General features: G+C 51.4%; 21 protein-coding genes, 1 tRNA gene and 6 pseudogenes. 13 read left to right on the top strand and 15 right to left on the bottom strand.

Annotated features, from left to right (window positions below; translation table 11 throughout):
* Positions 1-131: 131 nt before the first annotated feature.
* The 5 genes from QRY16_RS16905 to tesA all read right to left on the bottom strand — a co-directional run bounded on the left by QRY16_RS16905 (position 132) and on the right by tesA (position 3928).
* Positions 132-590: an NfeD family protein gene (locus QRY16_RS16905; protein WP_289777417.1), complete on the bottom strand. Its 459-nt coding sequence runs from the start codon at positions 588-590 to the stop codon at positions 132-134.
* Positions 590-1504, bottom strand: a complete 915-nt coding sequence (locus QRY16_RS16900; protein WP_193403538.1) for an SPFH domain-containing protein — start codon at positions 1502-1504, stop codon at positions 590-592. The genes QRY16_RS16905 and QRY16_RS16900 overlap by 1 nt, the downstream gene beginning before the upstream one ends.
* A 57-nt stretch (positions 1505-1561) precedes the next feature.
* Positions 1562-2419, bottom strand: a complete 858-nt coding sequence (locus tag QRY16_RS16895; protein WP_289777416.1) for a co-chaperone YbbN — start codon at positions 2417-2419, stop codon at positions 1562-1564.
* Positions 2420-2498: 79 nt separating this feature from the next.
* Entirely contained in the window at positions 2499-3272 is a 774-nt protein-coding gene (locus QRY16_RS16890) for an SDR family oxidoreductase (RefSeq protein WP_289777415.1), read from the bottom strand.
* Between the two features lie 32 nt (positions 3273-3304).
* Complete coding sequence (gene tesA / locus QRY16_RS16885; protein WP_289777418.1) at positions 3305-3928, bottom strand: multifunctional acyl-CoA thioesterase I/protease I/lysophospholipase L1; 624 nt, start codon at positions 3926-3928, stop codon at positions 3305-3307.
* Here tesA and ybbA point away from each other — a divergent pair.
* Together ybbA and ybbP are read left to right on the top strand one after the other, a co-directional pair.
* On the top strand, positions 3896-4582 hold the full coding sequence (gene ybbA / locus QRY16_RS16880; protein WP_193403535.1) for a putative ABC transporter ATP-binding protein YbbA: 687 nt from the start codon (positions 3896-3898) through the stop codon (positions 4580-4582). The two genes, tesA and ybbA, sit on opposite strands and share 33 nt — an antisense overlap.
* Positions 4579-6996, top strand: coding sequence for a putative ABC transporter permease subunit YbbP (gene ybbP / locus QRY16_RS16875; protein ID WP_289777414.1), 2418 nt, complete (start codon positions 4579-4581; stop codon positions 6994-6996). The genes ybbA and ybbP overlap by 4 nt, the downstream gene beginning before the upstream one ends.
* A 128-nt stretch (positions 6997-7124) precedes the next feature.
* Here ybbP and purK read toward each other — a convergent pair whose 3' ends face one another.
* The 4 genes from purK to ppiB all read right to left on the bottom strand — a co-directional run bounded on the left by purK (position 7125) and on the right by ppiB (position 10038).
* Positions 7125-8189 (bottom strand): 5-(carboxyamino)imidazole ribonucleotide synthase, encoded by a 1065-nt coding sequence (gene purK, locus QRY16_RS16870; RefSeq protein WP_289777413.1) that lies wholly within the window; start codon positions 8187-8189, stop codon positions 7125-7127.
* Positions 8186-8695 (bottom strand): 5-(carboxyamino)imidazole ribonucleotide mutase, encoded by a 510-nt coding sequence (gene purE / locus QRY16_RS16865; protein ID WP_289777412.1) that lies wholly within the window; start codon positions 8693-8695, stop codon positions 8186-8188. Before purE ends, purK begins: the two co-directional genes overlap by 4 nt.
* Before the next feature lie 132 nt (positions 8696-8827).
* The gene (locus QRY16_RS16860; RefSeq protein WP_289777411.1) at positions 8828-9544 is read right to left on the bottom strand and encodes a UDP-2,3-diacylglucosamine diphosphatase; all 717 of its coding nucleotides are present in this window, start codon (positions 9542-9544) and stop codon (positions 8828-8830) included.
* Entirely contained in the window at positions 9544-10038 is a 495-nt protein-coding gene (ppiB, locus tag QRY16_RS16855) for a peptidylprolyl isomerase B (RefSeq protein WP_289777410.1), read from the bottom strand. Before ppiB ends, QRY16_RS16860 begins: the two co-directional genes overlap by 1 nt.
* A 217-nt stretch (positions 10039-10255) precedes the next feature.
* Between ppiB and cysS the strand changes: the two genes are divergently transcribed.
* Both cysS and QRY16_RS16845 read left to right on the top strand, forming a co-directional pair.
* Complete coding sequence (gene cysS / locus QRY16_RS16850; protein ID WP_289777409.1) at positions 10256-11641, top strand: cysteine--tRNA ligase; 1386 nt, start codon at positions 10256-10258, stop codon at positions 11639-11641.
* A 31-nt stretch (positions 11642-11672) separates the two neighbouring features.
* Positions 11673-12779: an AAA family ATPase gene (locus tag QRY16_RS16845; protein WP_289777408.1), complete on the top strand. Its 1107-nt coding sequence runs from the start codon at positions 11673-11675 to the stop codon at positions 12777-12779.
* A 32-nt stretch (positions 12780-12811) separates the two neighbouring features.
* Here the strand turns inward: QRY16_RS16845 and ybcJ are convergent, their stop codons facing one another.
* Together ybcJ and folD are read right to left on the bottom strand one after the other, a co-directional pair.
* On the bottom strand, positions 12812-13024 hold the full coding sequence (ybcJ, locus tag QRY16_RS16840; RefSeq protein ID WP_289777407.1) for a ribosome-associated protein YbcJ: 213 nt from the start codon (positions 13022-13024) through the stop codon (positions 12812-12814).
* Positions 13024-13890 carry a bifunctional methylenetetrahydrofolate dehydrogenase/methenyltetrahydrofolate cyclohydrolase FolD gene (folD, locus tag QRY16_RS16835; RefSeq protein WP_289777406.1) on the bottom strand — a complete coding sequence of 289 codons (867 nt, stop codon included), beginning with the start codon at positions 13888-13890 and terminating at the stop codon, positions 13024-13026. Before folD ends, ybcJ begins: the two co-directional genes overlap by 1 nt.
* 179 nt (positions 13891-14069) lie before the next feature.
* On the opposite strand from folD, the gene QRY16_RS16830 reads away from it, so the two are divergent.
* Both QRY16_RS16830 and QRY16_RS16825 read left to right on the top strand, forming a co-directional pair.
* Positions 14070-14146, top strand: a tRNA-Arg gene (locus QRY16_RS16830).
* A 165-nt stretch (positions 14147-14311) separates the two neighbouring features.
* A pseudogene (locus tag QRY16_RS16825) lies at positions 14312-15292 on the top strand (tyrosine-type recombinase/integrase); the annotation flags it as partial.
* 159 nt (positions 15293-15451) lie between these two features.
* Here the strand turns inward: QRY16_RS16825 and QRY16_RS16820 are convergent.
* Complete coding sequence (locus QRY16_RS16820; RefSeq protein WP_289777405.1) at positions 15452-15643, bottom strand: YlcI/YnfO family protein; 192 nt, start codon at positions 15641-15643, stop codon at positions 15452-15454.
* A 1-nt stretch (position 15644) separates the two neighbouring features.
* Between QRY16_RS16820 and QRY16_RS16815 the strand changes: the two are divergent.
* The 3 pseudogenes from QRY16_RS16815 to QRY16_RS16805 all read left to right on the top strand — a co-directional run.
* Positions 15645-16481, top strand: a pseudogene (locus tag QRY16_RS16815) (phage major capsid protein); the annotation flags it as partial.
* Positions 16482-16532: 51 nt separating this feature from the next.
* Positions 16533-17091, top strand: a pseudogene (locus QRY16_RS16810) (HK97 family phage prohead protease).
* 1 nt (position 17092) lies between these two features.
* A pseudogene (locus QRY16_RS16805) lies at positions 17093-17439 on the top strand (phage portal protein); the annotation flags it as partial.
* A gap of 2 nt (positions 17440-17441) precedes the next feature.
* On the opposite strand, the pseudogene QRY16_RS16800 reads toward QRY16_RS16805, so the two are convergent.
* A pseudogene (locus QRY16_RS16800) lies at positions 17442-17735 on the bottom strand (tyrosine-type recombinase/integrase); the annotation flags it as partial.
* 184 nt (positions 17736-17919) lie between these two features.
* Between QRY16_RS16800 and QRY16_RS16795 the strand changes: the two are divergent.
* Complete coding sequence (locus QRY16_RS16795; protein ID WP_289777404.1) at positions 17920-18207, top strand: hypothetical protein; 288 nt, start codon at positions 17920-17922, stop codon at positions 18205-18207.
* A 303-nt stretch (positions 18208-18510) separates the two neighbouring features.
* Here the strand turns inward: QRY16_RS16795 and QRY16_RS16790 are convergent, their stop codons facing one another.
* Positions 18511-18672 carry a hypothetical protein gene (locus QRY16_RS16790; RefSeq protein WP_289777403.1) on the bottom strand — a complete coding sequence of 54 codons (162 nt, stop codon included), beginning with the start codon at positions 18670-18672 and terminating at the stop codon, positions 18511-18513.
* A gap of 165 nt (positions 18673-18837) precedes the next feature.
* A pseudogene (locus tag QRY16_RS16785) lies at positions 18838-18987 on the bottom strand (DUF2800 domain-containing protein); the annotation flags it as partial.
* 885 nt (positions 18988-19872) lie between these two features.
* On the opposite strand from QRY16_RS16785, the gene QRY16_RS16780 reads away from it, so the two are divergent.
* The 3 genes from QRY16_RS16780 (at position 19873) to QRY16_RS16770 (ending at position 21524) form a co-directional block, all read left to right on the top strand.
* Positions 19873-20052, top strand: a complete 180-nt coding sequence (locus QRY16_RS16780; protein WP_193406995.1) for a con-10 family general stress protein — start codon at positions 19873-19875, stop codon at positions 20050-20052.
* Between the two features lie 928 nt (positions 20053-20980).
* The gene (locus QRY16_RS16775) at positions 20981-21256 is read left to right on the top strand and encodes a cupin (RefSeq protein WP_289777402.1); all 276 of its coding nucleotides are present in this window, start codon (positions 20981-20983) and stop codon (positions 21254-21256) included.
* 106 nt (positions 21257-21362) lie between these two features.
* Positions 21363-21524, top strand: coding sequence for a hypothetical protein (locus QRY16_RS16770; RefSeq protein WP_193405023.1), 162 nt, complete (start codon positions 21363-21365; stop codon positions 21522-21524).
* Positions 21525-21645: the final 121 nt, after the last annotated feature.

Here is a 21645-nt window from a genome sequence, read left to right as displayed (position 1 = left end):
GTACGCCAATGGCCACGTTACTTGATGGAAAACGGGTCTGGGCAGAAAAGAATCTGAACCAGATTTAATCTGACAGACACCTGTATAAATAACCGGTAACTGTCAGATCAGGTCTGAGCTAGTACATGTCATCATTCGGAAGGGAAGCGCGGTTGAATACGCAGCGTGATGCCTTCCACAGCAATCACTTCGACCTGAGTGCCCGCTGCTAAGTCCTGTTCAGCCTGCACGCGCCAGCTGCTGTCACCAATGCGTACATGACCCAGCCCATCCTTGAGTGAGGTCTCCAGTGTCAGGTGCATACCAATCATCTGGTTGCCGCGCTGGTTCAGTGCATTCGGCTGTTGTAGGTTTTCGCGGTAGCGCATCCAGCGATACCACAAGAACACGCAAACCAGAGTCAGTATTGCAAACATCGAGCCCTGTGCCGTCCAGCTGAACGGAATAAACCATTCGATAATGCCCACCATTACCGCCGCCAGGCCGCTCCATAATAAGTATCCGCTGGTGCCCAGCATTTCTGCCGCCAGCAGCAGGCTTCCCAGGGTCAGCCAGAACCAGTGCGGATGAGCAATAATATCGACCAGCATTAGCGTTTCGACTCGGAGCGTGCATCTTTAAGCAATTCACTGATACCCGCGACGGAACCCAGCAAGCTGCTGGCGTCCAGCGGCATCATCACCACTTTGCTGTTATTCGCCTCGCCAATTTTTTGCAGCGCATCGGTATATTTCTGCGCCACAAAGTAGTTGATCGCCTGAACATCACCGGCAGCAATTGCCTCAGATACCATTTTAGTGGCACGCGCTTCGGCTTCCGCCTGACGTTCACGCGCTTCCGCCTGTAAAAACGCAGAAGCGCGTTCGCCCTCCGCTTTGAGAATCTGTGACTGCTTTTCACCTTCAGCACGCAGTATTGCGGCCTGGCGAACCCCTTCTGCTGCCAAAATATCGGCGCGCTTGGTGCGCTCTGCTTTCATTTGCGCATTCATCGCGCCAATCAGTTCCTGCGGTGGGCGTACATCACGGATTTCAATGCGGGTAATTTTCACGCCCCACGGATTCGTCGCTTCATCGACAATATGCAGCAACCGCGTATTGATGCTGTCACGCTGCGACAGCATTTCATCCAGCTCCATGCTGCCCAGCACCGTGCGCATATTGGTCATCGTGAGGTTGATAATGGCCAGCTCAAGATTACTGACTTCATAAGCGGCCCGTGCCGGGTCAACGGCCTGAATAAAACACACCGCATCAATGGTGACGTTGGCGTTATCTTTGGAGATGATCTCTTGCGAAGGGATGTCCAGCACCCGCTCCATCATATTGATCTTACGACCAACACGATCCATAAACGGGACCACCAGACTTAAGCCGGGTTGCAGCGTACGGGTATAACGACCGAAACGCTCTACTGTCCACTGGAAGCCTTGCGGCACAATTTTGACGCCCGCCCACACGGTGACAAGCGCCAGTACGATAAGCACCGGAATAACAGTCAACATATAACCTCCAGATTGTCAGCCTGACGGGCCGAGTCGCTTCGGCCCGTTGCCCCTCACTTAATACAACAGCGAGTAGAGCTGGCGACGATAGCGTGCAGCGAGCGCGTCGCCGGTACCCAGCGCAGCCAAAATTTCTTGCAGCATTTTCCGCGCCTGGCCATCAGCGGCATTCAGATCAGATTTAAGGAAGCTAAACAGCAGCTCCAGCGCCTCTTCGTTGCGGCCCACCTGATGGAGTTGTAACGAAAGTTTAGCAGCCAACTCGGCGTTCGAAGGCTCGCTCTCCAGCTGAGATTGCAGCTGTTGAATTTCCGGCGTATCGGCGGCTTGCTTCAGCAAATCGATCTGCGCGATCAGGCTTTGGTAGCGCGTATCCTGATCCTGCAGCGGCACCGCTTTTAGCACCGCTTCTGCTTCGTCGCTGCGGTTCAAGGTAATCAACACGTCAGCCAGCAGGAAACCGATTTCGCTCGACTGGTTGCTTAACTGCCACGCCTCTTTCAGCAACGGCAGCGCATCAAGCGGCTTGCCTTCTTCCATCAGTGCCATTGCCTGCTGCGCTTTAAGTTCTTCTTCACGCGGCAGTACTTTTTCTAACAGCGCACGGACCGTTTCTTCTGGCTGTGGTCCCTGGAAGCCATCAACCGGCTGGCCATTCTGGAACAAATAAACCGTCGGGATCGATCGCAAGCCAAACTGCGAAGCCACCATTTGCTCTTTATCACAATCCAGTCTGGCGAGAATAAACTGTCCGGCATATTCCTGCGCTAAACGTTCCAGCAGCGGCGTAAGTTCCAGACAATGCTGGCTGCGCTCGGACCAGAAGTAAAACAGCACCGGCAGCTGCATCGACTGCTCGAGTGTCTGATGCAGGTTGGATTCGTTGATGTCGATAATCGAAGCGTGTGGTGACATGAATAAGTCTCTTTGCAGAAAGTGTTCTAAGAATATGGGGCCAACGAGCCGCGCTTCAAGTTGAATTCGGCTTGAGTGGTTAATGGCTGCGCAAAATGCGATCCATCATCCAGCCCGGAAGCAAGCGTTTCAGCCAGCCCATAACGTGTGCGATCAAGGTCACCGGATAGCGCAAACGTGGATGTTTGCTCTCCAGCGCGTGGCGTAATTTAGGCAGAATGGCTTCCGGCGGCAGGGTAAAACGGGCAGCAATACCGGGATTGCGCACGGGTTTCTCTTGCTCACCCTGGGTGACGTTGTCGGTGAAACGCGTTTTGAGTGGACCGGGCTCAATCAGGCTGACATGCACGCCGCTACGGCAAACTTCCAGGCGTAGCGCATCGCTCCACGCTTCCAGCGCATACTTGCTGGCGGCATACGCACCACGACCGGGTGTAGACACCAGACCCAGAACTGAACTGGTATTAATGATGCGACCATCGCCACAGGCCTGCAGGGCAGGAAGCAGGCGCATCGTAAGCTGATGCGTTCCAAAAAGATTGGTGGCGAATTGCTGTTCTAACTGTTGGCGGGAGAGAGTTTGCAGCGGGCCATAAACGCCAAAGCCACCGTTGTTAAACAAAGCAAAAAGTGTGTTGTTAGTCAAGGCGATCACCGTGTCCGCAGCGCGATCAACACTAGCGGGATCGTCGAGATCCAGCTGTAATCCAACAAAGCCGAGCGCGTTCATGCGTGCCACGTCTTCAGTTTTGCGGCAGGCGGCAATAACGTTATATCCACGTGCCAGCAAATCGTTTGCTGCGACAAGGCCAATGCCACTGGAACAACCGGTTATCAGGACAGATTTTTGCATTTATTTACCTGTTTTTGCGCTGGATGTGACGATTACTGCTTAACTAACGGAGCAAGTTCTTTTGCCATTAAGTTGGCAATAAAAGGTTGCGCATCAGGATTGGGATGAATGCCGTCCTGCTGCATCCACTCAGGTTTCAGGTAAACCTGCTCCATAAAAAAGGGCACCAGAGGGATGTCGTACTGTTGTGCCAGATCGGGATAGATCCCGCTGAACGCTTCCGTATAACGACGTCCATAATTGGCCGGTAAACGAATCTGCATCAGCAGCGGTTTAGCATTGGCAGCTTTCACGTCGTCGATGACTTTACGTAAATTTTGCGCAATAGCATCAGGCGTAAAACCGCGTAAACCATCATTACCGCCCAGTTCGATTAACACCCACTGCGGTTGATGCTGTTTTAATAGAGCAGGTAAACGTGCCAGTCCTTGTGCAGCGGTATCGCCGCTGATACTGGCGTTGACGACTCTGGGTTGCTGCTGCCACTGCTTATTGAGCAGGCTGGGCCAGGCAGCAGAGGCTGACATCCGGTAACCGGCGCTCAGGCTGTCACCCAAAATCATCAGGGTGTCAGCCGCAGCAAGGCGAGACACCAGCAAAAGGCACAATAACAGGAAGGGATAATGCCAGCGGAAAACATTATTGAAGTTCATGATCTTACTAAGTCCGTCGGTCAGGGAGAGCATCAGCTAACCATCCTTACCGGAGTTGAGTTAGTTGTCAAACCAGCTGAAACCATCGCGTTGACTGGAGAATCCGGTTCCGGTAAATCCACATTATTAGGCATCCTGGCCGGTCTTGACGATGGCAGCAGCGGCGAGGTTAAGCTGCTGGGCCAGCCGTTACAGCAGATGAATGAAGAACAACGCGCGGCGTTACGCGCACAGCAGGTGGGGTTTGTCTTTCAGGCTTTTATGCTGGTGCCGACACTTAATGCACAAGAAAATGTGCAGTTGCCTGCCCTACTGCGCGGCGACAGCGATCGTCAAAGCCGCGATCAGGCCCGCGAGCTTCTTATTCAGCTGGGTTTAGGGGAACGTCTGCATCATCTTCCTGCCCAGCTTTCGGGTGGCGAGCAACAGCGTGTCGCGCTGGCTCGCGCTTTCAGCGGACGTCCTGGTTTACTGTTTGCAGATGAACCGACCGGTAATCTGGACCGCAAAACGGGCGATCACATCGCTGATTTGCTGTTTTCACTCAACCGCGATTTCGCCACCACCTTGATTCTGGTTACGCACGATGAACAATTAGCAGCGCGTTGCGATCGCCGATTACGTTTGCGCGACGGCAAATTGTGGGAGGAGCAATGATCTGGCGCTGGTTTTGGCGCGAGTGGCGTTCGCCTTCGCTGCTTATTGTCTGGCTGGCATTAACGCTGGCGGTGGCCTGCGTGCTGGCTTTGGGTTCTGTCAGCGATCGCATGGGAAAAGGGCTGAACCAGCAAAGCCGTGATTTCATGGCGGGTGACCGAACCTTACGCAGCGGCGATGTTGTGCCAGAAGCGTGGCTGAAGAAAGCGCGCGAAGAAGGTTTGTCAGTTAGCAGACAGCTGAGTTTTATGACCATGACGTTTGCCGGACAAACGCCGCAGCTGGCGGCGGTAAAAGCGGTGGATAACCGTTATCCGATGTTTGGCGTACTGCAAACGCAGCCGCCGGGACTGAAACCCGTTGCGGGCACGGCATTGGCGGCTCCCCGCTTGATGGCGCTCCTCAACCTGAAAGTCGGCGATCGGCTGGAGGTGGGCGATACTACATTGCGTATTGCCGGAGAAGTGATCCAGGAACCGGATGGAGGATTTAATCCGTTTCAGATGGCGCCACGTTTGCTAATTAACCTTGCCGATGTGGACAAGACCGGCGCGATTCAGCCGGGTAGCCGCCTGACCTGGCGCTACAAATTTGCCGGTAATCCCACGCAGCTGGCGTCTTATGACCGCTGGATCCAACCGCAGTTAAAACCCGAACAGCGATGGATGAGCATTGAAAATTCTGAAGATGCGCTGGGGCGCTCCATGCAGCGTGCGCAGCAATTCTTACTGCTTTCAGCGCTGTTAACGTTAATGCTGGCGATTGCGGCTGTGGCGGTCGCAATGAGCCATTACTGTCGCAGCCGTTATGATTTGGTGGCGGTACTGAAAACATTGGGCGCCACCCGTGGCGCATTGCAAAAGTTGATGATTGGTCAATGGCTGGCGGTATTATTACTGGCGGCAATCGGCGGCAGCATTGTGGGGCAGGGCGTTGAAGCAATATTAATGACGATGCTGAAACCGGTGTTGCCGGCAAGCCTGCCCGCTGCCAGCGTGTGGCCATGGATGTGGTCAGTGGGATCTTTATTCGTTATTTCATTGCTGGTGGGGCTGCGTCCTTATCGTTTGCTGTTGGCGACGCAGCCGCTGCGGGTGCTGCGTCGGGACGCGGTAGCCAGTATCTGGCCGATGAAAATCTACCTTCCTGTGGTGGGTGTGCTGGTGGTAGCGCTGCTGGCCCTGTTGATGGGAGGCAGCAAAATGCTGTGGGCGCTATTGACGGGCGTGGTGTTACTGGCGGGATTACTGGCATTGATCGGCTGGAGCACGTTACTGCTGTTGCGACGCTTAGTTTTGCGCAATCTGGCGCTACGGTTAGCAATCAACCGCCTGCTGCGTCAGCCGGGTATAACACTGAGCCAGCTGGCAGCGTTTTCGCTGTCATTCATGTTGCTGGCCTTGCTGCTGGTGATACGTGGCGATCTGTTGGATCGCTGGCAGCAACAGCTTCCAGCGGACAGTCCAAATTTTTTTCTGCTGAATATGACTGAAGATCAGGTGCCGCAGGTACGCGATTTTCTGCAAGTTCACCGGATCAAGCCAGAAACGTTTTACCCTATTGCCCGTGTGCGCCTGAGTGAGCTGAACGGCAAAAAAGCCGATCCGAAGATGGATAACGCGCTGAACCGCGAATTAAACCTGACTTCGCTGACAGAGCGACCCGATCATAATCCGCTGGTCGCCGGAAGCTGGCCACCGAAAGCGGGCGAAGTCTCAATGGAGGTTGAGCTGGCTGAGCGTTTAGGCCTGAAGCTGGGTGATTCATTGACCTTTGACGGCGATACACAGACATTCCGCGCCAAAATTACCAGCCTGCGTAAAGTGGACTGGGAAAGTTTACGGCCTAATTTCTTCTTTATCTTCCCGCCGGGCGCGCTGGATGCGCAGCCACAAACCTGGCTGACCAGTTTTCGTATGGATCCCAACCCGCGATTACTGGCGCAACTGAACCGTCAATTCCCGACGCTTAGCCTGCTGGACATTGGCAGTATTATGCGGCAGATCGGCCAGGTGCTGGCGCAGGTCAGCCAGGCGCTGGAGATCATGGTCGTACTGGTAACGGCCTGTGGCGTGTTGCTGTTATTAGCGCAAATTCAGGTCGGGATGCGGCAGCGCCGTCAGGAACTGGTGGCATATCGTACGTTGGGGGCCAGTAAGCGGCTGCTGCGAAGCACGCTGTGGTGTGAGTTTGCCTTGCTCGGCGTCGTGTCAGGCGTGGCGGCAGCCCTGGGTGCAGAAGCAGCATTATGGGGCTTGCAGCGTAAAGTGTTTGATTTCCCCTGGCAGCCGGACTGGACGTTGTGGCTGATGTTACCGCTCGGCGGTGCGCTGTTATTGTCGTTGTGCGGCGGCTGGCTGGGCGTCCGGTTACTGAAAGGGAAAGCGCTGTTTAAACGGTTTGAGGCAGGATGATGAACCAGTACCCTTAACGGTGGGCAACGGGTGAGGGCTGCGGCATGTTTACTTCTTTGCATGCGGTAGCTCTCACCCGGTTTCCCCTTATCTGGCAACTGAACGTTATGGGGATAAAAAATATACGATCAGAGTTTTTCCACGGCCCAGGCAATGCAGCTGGCATACGCTTTCGGCAGCAGCGGTATCAGCGCTTCAAGTGCAGCCTGAAGGCGTGGCTGATCGCTGTCGGTGAGATTTAAATGACCCACTTTGCGACCCGGACGCACCTCTTTGTCGTACCAGTGCAGGTGGACCAGCGGTTGTTGTAGCCAGTCCAGGTTTACCGCAGTGCCAATCAGATTCACCATTACTGAGGGAGCAATCACCACCGGTTGTGGCAAAGCCAGGCCCAGTACGGCCCGCAGATGCAGCTCGAACTGACTGATCGAAGCGCCATTTTGCGTCCAGTGCCCGCTGTTATGTACGCGCGGGGCCAACTCGTTGATCAGCAGGCCTTCCGGCGTAACAAAACATTCCATTGCCATCACGCCAACATATTTCAGCTCATGCATAATTGCGCTGAGCATCGCTTCGGCCTGTTGCTGTTGTGCAGCATCGGCCTGCGGGAAAGCTACGCTGGTGCGCAAAATGCCGTCCTGATGCAAATTATGCGTCAGCGGATAAAACGCGGTGCTGCCATCTTGCGCACGCGCGCCGACCAGCGAGACTTCACCTAAAAAGTTAATGCCCTGTTCGACAATGCATTCGCCATAGCACTCATCAGGCAGCGTAGCGGTTTCACTGGCTCGTAAACGCCATTGACCACGGCCGTCGTAACCGCCTGTGCGACGCTTCACAATTGCCAGTTCACCCAGCGTATTAAATACCTCTGGCCATTCACGCTTATCTGCCAGCAACTGCCACGGCGCGGTGGCGAGACTGAGCTGATCGAGCAACTGTTTCTGGGTCAGACGATCCGCCAGACGTGGAAAAATGTCGCGATTCACAAAGGCGGGATGACATGCCAGCTCGCGCGTTAAGGCGGTTTCAGGCCAGCGTTCAATTTCAGCAGTGATCACGCTTTCAGCGATGGGCAGCGCATCAGGATCGGCTTCCAGCCCCACCGGATACACCGCAATGCCTAAAGGCTCACCGGCCTGACGCAGCATACGACCAAGCTGGCCATTACCTAAAACGCAAACCGGCTTCATGCTTCCTCCCGCGGGTCCGGGTTGTTCAGCACCTCATCGGTCTGGGTCTGACGCCAGTTGGCGAGGCGGGAGGCCAGAGTGCTGTCGTGAATCGCCAGAATCTGTGCCGCCAGCAGGCCAGCGTTTGCGGCACCGGCTTTGCCGATTGCCAGTGTGCCAACCGGAATACCGCGCGGCATCTGCACAATAGAATAGAGACTGTCAACGCCGCTCAGCGCGGCGCTCTGTACCGGTACACCCAGCACAGGAATCAGCGTTTTGGCTGCCAGCATGCCAGGTAAATGTGCCGCGCCACCAGCACCTGCGATGATTACCTGATAACCATTATCAGCCGCCGTTTCGGCAAAGCTAAATAACTTATCCGGGGTGCGGTGCGCTGAAACCACTTCAACATGGAAGGGCACGTCCAGGCTGGTAAGAATTTCCGCAGCGAACTGCATGGTGGACCAGTCACTTTTGGAACCCATAACAATAGCAATACGGGCCGGGGCGGCGTTGGATAACATGCGGTCAGCTCCTGTGAATAAACAAACAGACCTGGCCGGGCGGACAGGTTTTGAAGGGCACAGAGAATAGCATGAGAAAGCAGCAAGGAAAACGGTTGCGTCGGGCTAAACTGGTCCGGTTCTGCTCGTTTTTTAAAAGTCGAATTCGATCAGTTGAACACCGCTGTCATCCAGCTGAATCATCGACCCTTTTGTATGCCACGCGCCTAAAACGACGCGCTCGGCGGTTTCGCCCTGTAGCGTCAGGGTATGTATAGCCGGGCGATGGGTATGACCATGAATCAGCATACGAACCTGCTGGCGCAGCATCGTTGCTTCAACCGCTTGCTGATTAACATCCATAATGGAGACAGATTTGTGTTGATTTGCCTGTTTGCTGTCGGCACGCATACGCGCCGCAATGTGTTTACGAATAAACAGCGGCAGGGCGAGAAACAGCGTTTGGATCCAGCGGTTATGTACTTTTGCGCGAAAGCGTTGATAACCCTGATCGTCAGTACACAATGTGTCGCCATGCATGATCAATACACGGTGACCGTAGCGCGCTAAAACGTGCTCTTCCGGCAATAACATCATACCGCTGGCACGGGCAAAGCGGCGGCCAATCAAGAAATCCCGATTGCCATGTATAAAATAAACAGGCACTGGCAGGGCGTGCAAAGCCTCGGCAACTGTCTGGTGCAGCGGATTAGGATCGTCATCGCCAATCCAGGCTTCAAACAGGTCCCCAAGGATGTACAGCGCGTCGCAATGCACCGCTTCGCGCTGTAAAAAATGTAGAAAACCGGCGGTAATCGCCGGTTCTTCCTGACACAGATGGAGATCTGCGATAAACAGCGTGCGCGACATTACTCGCTAATGGTCACTTTCTGAATGATCACGTCGTCTTTTGGCACATCCTGGTGCATGCCGCTGCGACCCGTGGAAACGGCTTTGATCTTTTCAACGACATCCATGCCTTCAACCACTTCAGCGAATACACAGTAGCCCCAGCCTTGCAGGCTTTCGTCACGGAAGTTCAGAAAGTCATTGTCAGCCACGTTAATAAAGAACTGTGCGGTAGCGGAGTGTGGAGCGGAAGTCCGCGCCATAGCCAGCGTGCCGCGGGTGTTTTTCAGGCCGTTGTTGGCTTCGTTACGGATTTCTTCTTTGGTCGCTTTCTGCTTCATGCCCGGCTCAAAGCCGCCGCCCTGAATCATAAAGCCGTTAATGACGCGGTGAAAAATGGTGTTGTCGTAAAAACCTTCACGGCAATAATCCAGAAAGTTTTGTACGGTTGCCGGCGCTTTGTCATCAAAGGTTTTAATCACTATATCGCCATGGTTCGTCTGGAAAGTTACCATTTTTGTTGTCCTGTAAAGGTTGTCGTCAGTCGCTAAGGCCGCATCGTTTAATGGCGTACCTCTTTTTCTCGACGGTTCTTATATCATAATTTGCAATGGCACGTCAGCAGGGCGGCGCAGTTGGCTTGCTTTGCGTCGCGCGAGCGTTAAAAATACGGCACAATGTCGGGATACCCAAAATAAGTGTCAACTACATACGTCAATACGGAAATGTTCAATGCTTAAGATTTATAACACCCTGAGTCGACAGAAAGAGGAATTCAAACCCATTCATGCCGGTAAGATCGGTATGTATGTTTGCGGCATCACGGTGTACGACCTCTGTCATATTGGTCACGGGCGGACGTTTGTGGCATTTGATGTGGTGGCGCGCTATTTACGCTATTGCGGTTATCAGCTGAATTATGTACGTAATATCACTGATATTGATGATAAAATCATCAAACGTGCCAACGAAAATGGCGAAAGTATTGAAACGCTGACTAATCGCATGATCGGCGAGATGCATCAGGACTTTGCGGCGTTAGGTATTTTGCCGCCAGATTTGGAGCCACGCGCCACGCGCCATATTGCGGAAATTATTGCGCTGGTTGCGAAGCTGATCGCGCGTGGTCATGCCTATGTTGCGGATAACGGCGACGTGATGTTTGATGTGATGAGCGATGCCGATTACGGCGCCTTATCACGTCAGGATCTGGAACAGTTACAGGCCGGTGCACGTGTCGAAGTCGCGGACGTTAAACGCAACCCGATGGATTTTGTGCTGTGGAAAATGTCCAAAGCTGACGAACCCGCCTGGCCTTCGCCGTGGGGGAATGGCCGTCCAGGCTGGCACATTGAATGTTCAGCCATGAACTGCAAACAACTTGGCGAACATTTTGATATTCACGGCGGCGGCTCTGATTTGATGTTTCCGCACCATGAAAACGAAATAGCGCAATCAACCTGCGCTCACGACGGTCCGTACGTCAATTACTGGATGCATTCCGGTATGGTGATGGTGGATCGCGAAAAAATGTCTAAATCACTCGGTAATTTCTTTACTGTGCGCGACGTATTGCAGCATTACGATGCCGAAACCGTGCGCTACTTCCTGATGTCTGGTCATTACCGCAGCCAGCTCAATTATGGCGAAGATAATCTGAATCAGGCGCGTGCGGCATTAGAACGTCTTTATACCGCGCTGCGTCATACCGACAGCAGCGTGGCGGCGAGCAGCGGCGAAGATTTCGATGCACGCTTCCGGGCGGCAATGGATGATGATTTCAACACGCCAGAAGCCTATTCGGTGCTGTTCGACATGGCGCGTGAAGTGAATCGTCTGAAAAGCGAAGATGTCGCAGCGGCGAATGCGCTGGCTGCAAAATTACGAGAAATCTCAAACGTTCTCGGCATACTGCAGCAAGATCCAGAGCAATTCCTGCAAAGCGGGGCGCAGGTTAACGCAGAGGAAGTGGCGGAAATTGAGCACTGGGTAAAAATCCGTGCCGAAGCTCGCGCGGCGAAAAACTGGGCGCAAGCTGACGTCGCCCGCGACAGGCTCAATGAATTTGGCGTCATTGTTGAAGACGGCCCGCAGGGATCAACCTGGCGCCGTAAGTAACCGGAGAGGGTGAGAAATCGCCTTTTTTATTATGCCGATTGCACAGATCCAGATTCGCGGTTTCCGTTCCGTCAGGGATTTAACGCTGCCGCTGCATCAGCTAAACGTGGTGAGCGGTCCGAACGGTTGCGGCAAGTCCAATCTCTATAAAGCGGTACGCCTGCTGCACGAAGCAGCCAGTGGTCGACTGGCGCTGGCACTGGCGGAAGAAGGCGGTATCCAGAAAGTCATGTGGGCGGGCGGCTTACGCCGGGGCGATCGTCGCCAGGATGCCAAACGGCTTACGCTGGCAGTACAAATGGACGATATGGACTATCAACTGGACGTCGGCTTTCCCGAGCCGCTTGCCACCAGTTTATTCAACCGCGATCCACTGGTAAAAGAAGAGCATTTATGGCTGAGCGGTCATCAGCGCCGCCCTTCGTCCTGCCTTATGCAGCGTCAAAACCAAACGGCATTTTTGCACAATATAGAAGGCGAACGCGTCGCTTATCCGTCGGTTCTGCATCCGGAGGAGTCGCTGTTTGGCCAGCTGGGAGAGCCGCATCGCTATCCCGAGTTATCCCAGGCGCGTGAACGGTTGCGGCAATGGCGCTTTTATCATGAATTCGCCGTCTGGCCGGGTTCGCCCATTCGCGCCCCGCAAATTGGCGTGCGCGCACCGGTTCTGTCTCATGATGGCAGTAATCTCGCGGCGGCCTGGGCTACTATTGTTGAGCGTGGCCATCACGAATTACTTTATCAGGTAATGGATGAAGCCTTTCCTGACAGCGAATTTCAGGTTGATGTGCAAAACGGACGTTTTCAGATGCTGATGTTGCGCCGTGGTATTTTACGCCCGCTGGAAAGCGCTGAACTTTCTGATGGTACGCTGCGTTTTCTCTGTTTAGTGGTTGCGCTGCTGAGTCCGCGCCCACCGCAGTTTATGGCGCTTAATGAACCTGAAAACAGTATTCATGAAGATTTATTGCCTGCGCTGGCACGTTTAATTGCAGAAGCCAGCCAGTTCAGCCAGTTCTGGATCACCAGCCATTCCCCCAGGCTGGCGACGTTAATTCGCCAGCATACGGCGCTGAATCATATTGAGTTAGCGCAAATCGACGGAGAAACGCGGGTGGCAGGCGCTGAGCGGATTTAAGGCGCCCCCACAGAACAGGGACGCCGGGTTTATCAGGCGATAACCGTTACACGCTGCCCAGCAAATTCTACCGTCTGACCGGGAAGGATTTTGCAACGCTTACGGCTTTCAATTATTCCATCGACCAGCACTTCGCCATTACCGATCACCACCTTGGCCTGTGCACCGCTTTCTACCCAGCCTTCCAGCTTAAGCAAATCACAGAGATCAACGTGCGGGAATTTTCCCAGAGAGAAGTTCGCCATTATTTTGTCTCACTATCATGAAAGGCTTCACACGCGTGCAGCGTATTCTGAATTAAGGTTGCAACCGTCATGGGGCCCACGCCGCCGGGCACTGGCGTGATATAGGCAGCACGCTCAGCGGCGGCGGCAAAATCGACATCGCCCACCACTTTGCCACTTTCCAGACGGTTAATACCCACATCAATCACAATCGCGCCGGGTTTAATCCAGTCGCCCGGAATAAAGCCCGGTTTACCGACCGCAACCACCAGCAGGTCTGCATGTTCAACATGATGGCGCAAATCTTTGGTAAAGCGATGCGTAACGGTAGTCGTACAGCCCGCTAGCAGCAGTTCCATGCTCATCGGGCGACCTACAATATTTGATGCGCCTACCACCACAGCGTTCAAGCCATAAGTATCAATGTTGTAACGCTCAAGCAACGTTACGATACCGCGTGGCGTACAGGGGCGCAGTTTTGGCGCACGCTGGCACAGACGACCCACGTTATAGGGATGAAAACCATCGACATCTTTATCTGGAGTGATGTGTTCCAGGACTTTGACGTTATCGATGCCTGCTGGCAGCGGCAGCTGCACCAGAATGCCATCAATTTCCGGGTCGTTATTAAGATTATCAATTAACTCAAGCAATTCGGCTTCGTGGGTAGTGGCGGGCAAATCGTAAGAGCGGGAGATGAAACCCACTTCTTCGCAGGCGCGACGTTTACTGCCGACATAAATCTGCGATGCAGGGTTTTCACCTACCAGAACGACTGCCAAACCCGGTGCGCGTTTTCCGGCTGCCAGACGCTGCTTTACTTTTTCCGCAACCTCAAGGCGCACCTGCTGCGCAATCGTTTTACCGTCAATAATTTTTGCTGCCATCAGAGAGGAAATCCACTGTATTGTGTTGAAACGGGGAAGGCGCCTATTTTGTCAGAAGCGCATCGCGCTGTCAGGTTTTGAAATGCTGACATTGTCTTAATCTTCGACAACCATGCTGACTGGCAGGTCAAAACCGTTGACTCAACCGGGTCGGCCCGTATAATCCACGCCATCTCCACGCGCCCTTAGCTCAGCTGGATAGAGCACCGGCCTTCTAAGCCGTAGGTCACAGGTTCGAATCCTGTAGGGCGTGCCATCTTTTTATCTTCTGAAGTATCTCAAAGTCTACAAAACCCCTTCAAACCCGCATAACAAGCGAATTCTCGTTATCGTGACGTCTACTAAGTTCTATTGAAAGCTATACCCTTATGGGGGCATCATTGGGGGCACTAGTCCGTTCAATGGATCTCGATGCCCCCAAATGAAGCTAAATGCCCGTCAAATCGACTCTGCCAAACCAAAAGAGAAAGCCTATAAACTCGCTGACGGCGGCGGGATGTATCTTGAAATATTCCCTAATGGGACTAAAAGCTGGCGGCTGAAATACAGAGTTTCTGGCAAAGAGAAGCGTGTTGTGTTCGGTCTATACCCAGCCGTATCACTTGCTGATGCCAGAATGAAGCGTGAAGAAGCTAAAAAATTGCTTGCTGCGGGTAACGATCCCGGAGAAGTAAAGCAGGAAGAAAAGCAGGCTAAACTTCTCGCGTTAAGCAACAGTTTCGAGGCACTGGCGTTAGAGTGGCATGAACATAAGCGGCTCAACTGGTCCCGGGGTTACGCTGAGGATATTCTCGAATACCTTCGAAAGGATGTTTTCCCCTTCATTGGTAAACGCGCAATCGCTGAAATCAAAGCAGCCGAGATGCTGGCAGTGCTCAGAAAAATGGAGCACCGCGGCGTTTTAGATAAGCTGAAGAAAACCCGTCAGGCTTGCCGACAGATTTTTACTTACGCTGTGATTACCGGCAGGGCAGAGCATAACCCTGTTGTTGATTTGGCAGGAGCTCTCAAAGCACCAAAGCAAAAACACTTTCCACATCTCCTGACTGACGAAATTGGGGCGTTCCTCCGTGCCCTGAGCGATTACAGCGGCAGCCGTGTCACTCAATATGCAACACGGCTTCTTATGCTGACAGGTACGCGGACGATTGAATTGCGTGCGGCTGAGTGGTGCGAGTTCGATTTAAATAAAGGTATCTGGCAAATCCCCGCCAACAGAATGAAAATGCGCCGGCCACATGTTGTGCCACTATCCAGCCAGGCTAAGCAGCTATTAGAGGAAATCCATCAAATAACTGGACGAGGCCGCTATGTATTTCCCGGTCGAAATGACTCAGGGAAAACAATGAGCGAAGCAAGCATAAACCAAGTGATTAAACGCATTGGGTATGACGGTAAAGCTAGATGATTGGAATTTCAATCATCTCGCCGAAGCTTTGCAGGTAACGAAATGTCATCTGCAGAACCGACTTTCAATGAGTGAGTCAGCTGCTGGTTGCCTGAACCCAGAATCGCTGAGCAAGCGACATACGATACTAAACTGGCGCTTAGTTAACGCTGCCTACAAAGAATCTTTGCCGGTATCGCGAGCTAATTTGCGTTGGCGATATGAGATTTCTCGCTTCAAAGCAGCAACGATAAACTGGCCAGTGCTTTCACCGGGTTCTTTCACTTTTTCCATTGCATCAATTACTTCATGCGGGGCGCGTGATTGTAGTTTTTGCGACTTATCGTTCTTTGTACCCGTTGCCATGGAAGTTATGCGCCAGATGCAGGATGACAGTGTTATGCGTCAGATCGCTACGGTGAAGACCACCAAAACCAACGAATATAAAAAACTCGTGTCCGTTGGCGGTGCTGTGGTGAATCACGCCTCTGAAGGTGATCAGCGTACCGAGACCGCCACGCCGAAACTGGAAGAAGTCTCAATCAAGATGAACACCATCTATGCCTATCCGAAAACCACTCAGGAGATTCTCGACTTCTCCGAAGTGGATATTCTGGGGTGGCTGACTTCCGAAATCGCGGACACCTTCACTGCTACTGAAGATGAAGATTTTGTCAGTGGCGATGGTGTTAAAAAGGCTAAAGGCTTCCTGAGCTATCCACGCGCAGAGACTGGTGATAAAACCCGCCCGTTCGGCACGCTGGAAAAAATGGTCACTGCTGGTGCTGCGCCTACCGCTGATGAGCTGATCGATCTCCTGTTCAGGCTGAAATCCAAATACCGCAAAAATGCGGTGTGGGTGATGAATTCCAATTCTGCCGCCGCGCTGCAAAAGCTGAAGAACGGCAACGGTGATTACATCTGGCGTGATCGTCTGGTCGCTGGCTCACCTGATACCCTGCTGGGCCGTCCGGTGTACTACCTCGAAAACCTGTCTGATGCTGAAGCCGGTGAGCCTGTGCTGGCCGTGGGTGACTTCAGGCGCGGTTATTACGTGGTTGATCACACCACTGGTGTGCGCACCCGCCCGGATAACATCACAGAGCCGGGCTTCTACAAAGTGAACACCGATAAATATGTTGGTGGCGGCGTGGTGGATTCCAACGCGATCAAAGTGCTGGAAGTTGCTGGCTCAGGCTCCTGATTCAGTTAACGAGGGGCTCCGGCCCCTTTTCAGTCTTTGTGGAGCACACCAATGAATCAAAAAGAATTTGAAATCCGCACATCCGAAGTCAGCGCCAGTGATAAAAAGCTGGTGGGGTATGCCGTGCGCTGGAACAGCCTGTCAGAAGTTATCTGGGGTGAGTTTCAGGAACAGTTTGCGCCAAACGCATTTACTGACAGCCTGTCTGCTGGTGGGGATGTTCGCGCACTCTATGAGCATGATTACACCAATTTATTAGGCCGTACATCATCTGGAACGCTCCAGATTTCGCAGGATAATACCGGGCTTCGCTTTGAGCTTACGCCGCCTGATACAGTTAGGCCGCGATGTTCTGACGCTGGTGGAGCGTGGCGATCTGTCAGGCATGAGCTTTGGCTTTCGGGCATCAAAGCAGGAGTGGGATTTTGATAAAACCCCATCCATGCGCACCATCCTTACAGCTGAGCTGATTGAAGTTACCGTCACCAGCATGCCTGCCTACCCTGAAAGCGCGGTTGAGGTAGCACAGCGTTCTCTCTTTACTCAGCACCCCGAGTTGCGCCGTGTGGCCGACAACCGCCGCCGCTGGGCTGAATTAGCGGGGCTGTGATATGTGGCCTTTCAGCCGTAAAAAAGAAGAACGCAGCATGACTATCGACGATTTCATGCGGATGGCAGGGATTCCCAATACCGGTTCGGGCGAATATGTCTCTGCCGGTACAGCGGAATCTCTGCCGGCGGTGATGAACGCCGTTTCGGTCATCAGTGAAGCCGTGGCAACCATGCCGTGCTTTCTCTATCAGGTTCGTCATTTCGTCATAAAGACGGGCAGGAAGAGCGGGAATGGCTGAGTAATCACGCTGTGGATTTCCTGCTGAACGAGACCCCCAATGAAGTGCAGACGGCTTATCAGTTCAAACGCACGATGATGCGTCACTGCCTGCTGAATGGTAACGCTTAAATCCATGCCACCTTCCTTTGAAGGTCTATCTGCTGCCATTTCAGGTCAACGATGTTGGAGCGGCGCAGGCCTGCTGCCAGCGCAAACGCTACGGTAGACTTAAGAGGTTCAGGGCATTCATCAATCAGCCTCTGAGCTTCAGCGGGTTCGAGCCACCGCACCCGCTTATTTCTTTCCTGTGGCACCTTGATAACCGGTGACTTCTCAATCCACTTCCAGTCACGTTCCGCTGCTCGCATTAGTGCCTTCATCAGAGCCAGATGCTTCGCTTTCGTCAATGTGGATACCGTTCTTCACAGGTGTTTCGCTATAGGTTTCAAGATCTAACCATAATGTTTTGAATATAAAGACACCTTGCGTATTTTGCCTGCAAAAAAAGCGCTATTCTGCCGGGAGGATGTTAAAGATTTTTTTATCGTTTTTTGGTAGGGCGTGTAATTATATTGTGTTATTGATTTTTATTTAACGAGGGTTTTTATGCAAATAGTAAACTATTTTCAGGCAAGGTTTTGTAACAGCAGCTATGCAGCTCTTGAGCTGGCTCGTAATAATGCAAAATACGCTGGGTTAGCTGAAAAAATTGTTTCTGTTAAACAATCAAAAGCATGTTGGGATTTGATTATTTCGCATTCTGATGAAAAGAAGGGGCTTGAGTTAAAATATAAAATCAATAAGTATAATTTTGTATTAAAACAAATTTCAGCCATTAAAAACCGTAATGATAAAAATCACAAGTGTAATGCAGATTATTGCACCAGACTGTAAAGGTACACCATCAGGAGAATTAAAGTTTCTGCTTGAATTATAAACATCCGTGTTCTTAATTTAAGCAGCCACCCGGTATAGCGCCGGGGGCTATGTATCATTCGGCGTCAGCGCCTTCTGCTTACATCGTCAAAATCGTCTTCTGTTGCAACGCTGCATCAGCAAATGCATCACCATCGCGGCAGAACTGAACACCGCCGAGCTACGTTTGCCAAAATTGTTACCCATCGCTCAGATTCGATGGTGGCGTTAACGTAGCAACCGACATATGGCTTACCGTCCGCTGCGGTCAACGAGGAGCGGTCACGGCCGATAACCCGTGGCACTGGCGAGGACAAACTTATTACCGGGGTAGTCCTCGTATTCTGCTTTTTCATCGCCATCGTGCAGGCAGACTTTCAGGCCGGTGCGTAAGAATTTGCGAATACTGTTGGCTTTCGGCTCCTGTTTTTTCTTAGCTACCAACGATAGCCGCTTCAATTCCTTTTACGCATGGATGTTCGGGCGGGAAAATAAAGTTGGCGCTAGAGCGTGGCTCACCTTCACCATTAACCGTTTCAGGTTAAAATAATTCCAGGAATGCCACTCGCATCTTATTCAGATTTATTTTCATGGATAATTAACTTTAATTCAGATGAGGGATTCAGCGGCTTCAACATCGTCAAAGTCGTTTACAGGGTTAATATTTAATGCCGGTTTGGGGTCGAACTCAGGTGCTATTGTTGGTTTTCCATCAGGGCGGGTAATAATTGCTTCTACCTTCGCCCAGTGGCGCGGGTTGGTTACACCTCAATCTAAATCAAAAGAACGTGAGCAGAATGATGAGGGGAGCGCATCAGAGTCTGGCGACAAGCAGCCTGAATAAGAGACAATAAAGCTCACTCAGGTGGGCTTTAGCATCCGGTTTTTAAGCGTCTCTTTCACAACAATCTTCATCACGAAAAGAACCCTCTGAAGATCGAAATCCAAAATCTTCAGAGGGGATGCAAAGCATCTCTACGTTATAAGGTTAGATTCCTATTGTCTTTATATACGAAACAGAAATATTGACTGAAAACATATTTTCATCAGAATGCACTCACATTTTCTTCAGAACGCATTCATATCTTTATCAGGGTGTACTTATGCGAGCGCCTGATGATGTCCTGTCAGCGCAGCCTCTTCTTATTATTGGCTCAACGGTGCTGTCCCTGGATGAGCATATCGTTGTTGTCCAGACGGACGAATTTAGTGTGTCACTACAATAAAACGTGGATGTGTTTTCCATCAGGTAATGCATGGTTCCGATGGGGCAGGCGGCACGAAGCAGGGTTGTGATGATATCAGGAGATTACAGCCTCCAGAATTATTAGCCGCTGCGGTTATTCGGTTTATTATGGTTATAAAAATTTTATATATTTTAAATAAGTAACCAAGTGTAATTTTTACGACTTTCTTTAACGGCAGGTCTGAAGGTATAACTTATTATTAATCATAGTTTTTTCTTATATCTGCCATTTTTTTACCCGTTCCCGGTTCGGTTATAACAGTGTGTCTTCGTTTTTAACTTATTTGCGCTCTTTGGACTTACGCCTACACTAACTCATGCAACACGACAAAACGGCTAGCGTAATAGAATTTCGCTGGTTGCCATTTTACAAATGACAATATGTTCAGGAGGATATTATGGCCGAACATCGTGGTGGTTCAGGTAACTTCGCAGAGAACCATGAAAAAGCTTCAGAAGCAGGCAAAAAAGGTGGACAGCACAGCGGCGGCAATTTCGCGAACGATCGTGAAAAAGCGTCAGAAGCTGGAAAAAAAGGCGGTCACAATAGCCATGGCGGCGGACGTAAGTCTGAATAAAAAGAATAGCGTCTATTCTTTTTAAGCCACCAGCCCCGGCATACTGTGTCGGGGTTTTTTATGTCTCAAAAACACGGATGAGGCATTTTTAGAGATGTTTTTTATAGCTACCTGTAGAGCAACGGCTCCATGGGCTGGGAAGCGATAAGCAGGTTGTGAGTCATCGTAGATGCGGCCTGGCATAAAAACGCGTCGTCGTTACCGGCTGGGTTCAGTATTTATTTTCTGTCCGGGCTTAATGCACCCGGCTTGTTAAATAATTCTTAGCGCCTGCTGCAGGATAGCCGAGCCGTAGTAATTTAACTGGCGTAATATTTTTCGCTGTCGTGATTCATTATCAGGCTGTATATGCCAGTAGGATTATCAGCGAGAATACGCAGAGGTCGATATTGCCGTATAATTTAAGGCCGCACTTTGCGGATTTTAATGTTGGAAATAGCGCTAACTAAAATTCTCACTGGCGATTCTGTTTCTAACAGCCAGGCAAGCTTGTTGAAATATAAATTTTCTGATTGAAAGTAAATATTTAACAAAGTGATTAGCTATAAAATAATTCAGATTTATTAAGTTTATATGCTTTGCTTTTCAGCGGTTTTGCTTTCAGTATTCCTTAAATTCTGCCGTCTCCAGATAGGTTACATCCATGAGTTTCCACCGTGGGCCAGCACGTTACATTAATGCGCCCTGGTGTCATCCACGGGCAAAATATTTAACGGTTATTACCCTACCGGCAGCCATTTTTCAGGAAACCACTCTTATCAGCGGCCAAACGCTAACCGTGAATAAACCGTAGTAATCTGATTATACGCATCTCTTTTGCTCTTCTGACTCGTCGCTAATCGGCGTTTTAGTGCTGAGGTGAGACTCAAAATTAGTGCCGTGACATCATTGTCTATGCTTAGATTAGGATCATGCTCAGGAGGTGATAATGACCGAACAAGAATACCGAAAATTGTTAGCGGAAAGAGGGTTTGACGAACCGGTTTTAGTTGAGCGCAACCCCAAAACTCAGCTCGATAATCATATATATTCTTTTGAGGCGATGGCTCTGATCATTAGCGGCGACATCACCATTTTTACTGAATACAGCGAAACGACTTATCATGCTGGCGAAACTTTTCATCTTCCGCCTGACGTGCCGTATCGCGAGGAATTTGGCGCTCAGGGTGTAACTTATCTTTCAGGACGTAAACACAGCGCATGATACTGACAGAACAGGCGGCATTTTACGCTTTCGTGAGATGCCGCACGCCTTGCATAGTAAGGTGAACTACAGTTAAAAGCGGTCAACAGCGCTGTTGGAGGTCACTATGTCTGAACGTCCTGATTATGAAGAACCGGTACCTGACGATGCCGAATACCCGGCTTACGATGACGATGATGAAGCGTTACCAGAAGGTTCGGATGAAGGAATTGATCCGCTGGAAGATGAAGATGGAAATGATTTCCCCGAGCCAGCAAAAGACATCTGAAAAGCTAAACCGCCTTCGTGAAGGCGGTTTTTACTTCATAGAAGCCCGCTTTGTTTGCTGCAACTAAAAATCACGAAAAATATCCCTTATAATTTACCTTCAGTTAGCCATTCAGCACCGT

It is taken from the genome of Mixta mediterraneensis, from assembly GCF_030283135.1.
Taxonomy (GTDB): domain Bacteria; phylum Pseudomonadota; class Gammaproteobacteria; order Enterobacterales; family Enterobacteriaceae; genus Pantoea; species Pantoea mediterraneensis.
The sequence above is the reverse complement of the archived record's forward strand: the minus strand, read 5'-3'. Positions and strand labels throughout refer to the sequence as shown.

Coding starts and splice junctions, on each gene's coding strand:
- cysS (WP_289777409.1), top strand. CDS start 10,256: ATGCTTAAGATTTATAACACCCTGAGTCGACAGAAAGAGGAATTCAAA.
- QRY16_RS16775 (WP_289777402.1), top strand. CDS start 20,981: ATGACCGAACAAGAATACCGAAAATTGTTAGCGGAAAGAGGGTTTGAC.
- QRY16_RS16860 (WP_289777411.1), bottom strand. CDS start 9,544: ATGTCGCGCACGCTGTTTATCGCAGATCTCCATCTGTGTCAGGAAGAA.
- ybbP (WP_289777414.1), top strand. CDS start 4,579: ATGATCTGGCGCTGGTTTTGGCGCGAGTGGCGTTCGCCTTCGCTGCTT.
- ybbA (WP_193403535.1), top strand. CDS start 3,896: ATGCCAGCGGAAAACATTATTGAAGTTCATGATCTTACTAAGTCCGTC.
- QRY16_RS16845 (WP_289777408.1), top strand. CDS start 11,673: ATGCCGATTGCACAGATCCAGATTCGCGGTTTCCGTTCCGTCAGGGAT.
- QRY16_RS16780 (WP_193406995.1), top strand. CDS start 19,873: ATGGCCGAACATCGTGGTGGTTCAGGTAACTTCGCAGAGAACCATGAA.
- QRY16_RS16905 (WP_289777417.1), bottom strand. CDS start 590: ATGCTGGTCGATATTATTGCTCATCCGCACTGGTTCTGGCTGACCCTG.
- QRY16_RS16890 (WP_289777415.1), bottom strand. CDS start 3,272: ATGCAAAAATCTGTCCTGATAACCGGTTGTTCCAGTGGCATTGGCCTT.
- QRY16_RS16795 (WP_289777404.1), top strand. CDS start 17,920: ATGCAAATAGTAAACTATTTTCAGGCAAGGTTTTGTAACAGCAGCTAT.
- QRY16_RS16900 (WP_193403538.1), bottom strand. CDS start 1,504: ATGTTGACTGTTATTCCGGTGCTTATCGTACTGGCGCTTGTCACCGTG.
- ppiB (WP_289777410.1), bottom strand. CDS start 10,038: ATGGTAACTTTCCAGACGAACCATGGCGATATAGTGATTAAAACCTTT.
- folD (WP_289777406.1), bottom strand. CDS start 13,890: ATGGCAGCAAAAATTATTGACGGTAAAACGATTGCGCAGCAGGTGCGC.
- purK (WP_289777413.1), bottom strand. CDS start 8,189: ATGAAGCCGGTTTGCGTTTTAGGTAATGGCCAGCTTGGTCGTATGCTG.
- QRY16_RS16895 (WP_289777416.1), bottom strand. CDS start 2,419: ATGTCACCACACGCTTCGATTATCGACATCAACGAATCCAACCTGCAT.
- QRY16_RS16820 (WP_289777405.1), bottom strand. CDS start 15,643: ATGGCAACGGGTACAAAGAACGATAAGTCGCAAAAACTACAATCACGC.
- purE (WP_289777412.1), bottom strand. CDS start 8,695: ATGTTATCCAACGCCGCCCCGGCCCGTATTGCTATTGTTATGGGTTCC.
- ybcJ (WP_289777407.1), bottom strand. CDS start 13,024: ATGGCGAACTTCTCTCTGGGAAAATTCCCGCACGTTGATCTCTGTGAT.
- QRY16_RS16770 (WP_193405023.1), top strand. CDS start 21,363: ATGTCTGAACGTCCTGATTATGAAGAACCGGTACCTGACGATGCCGAA.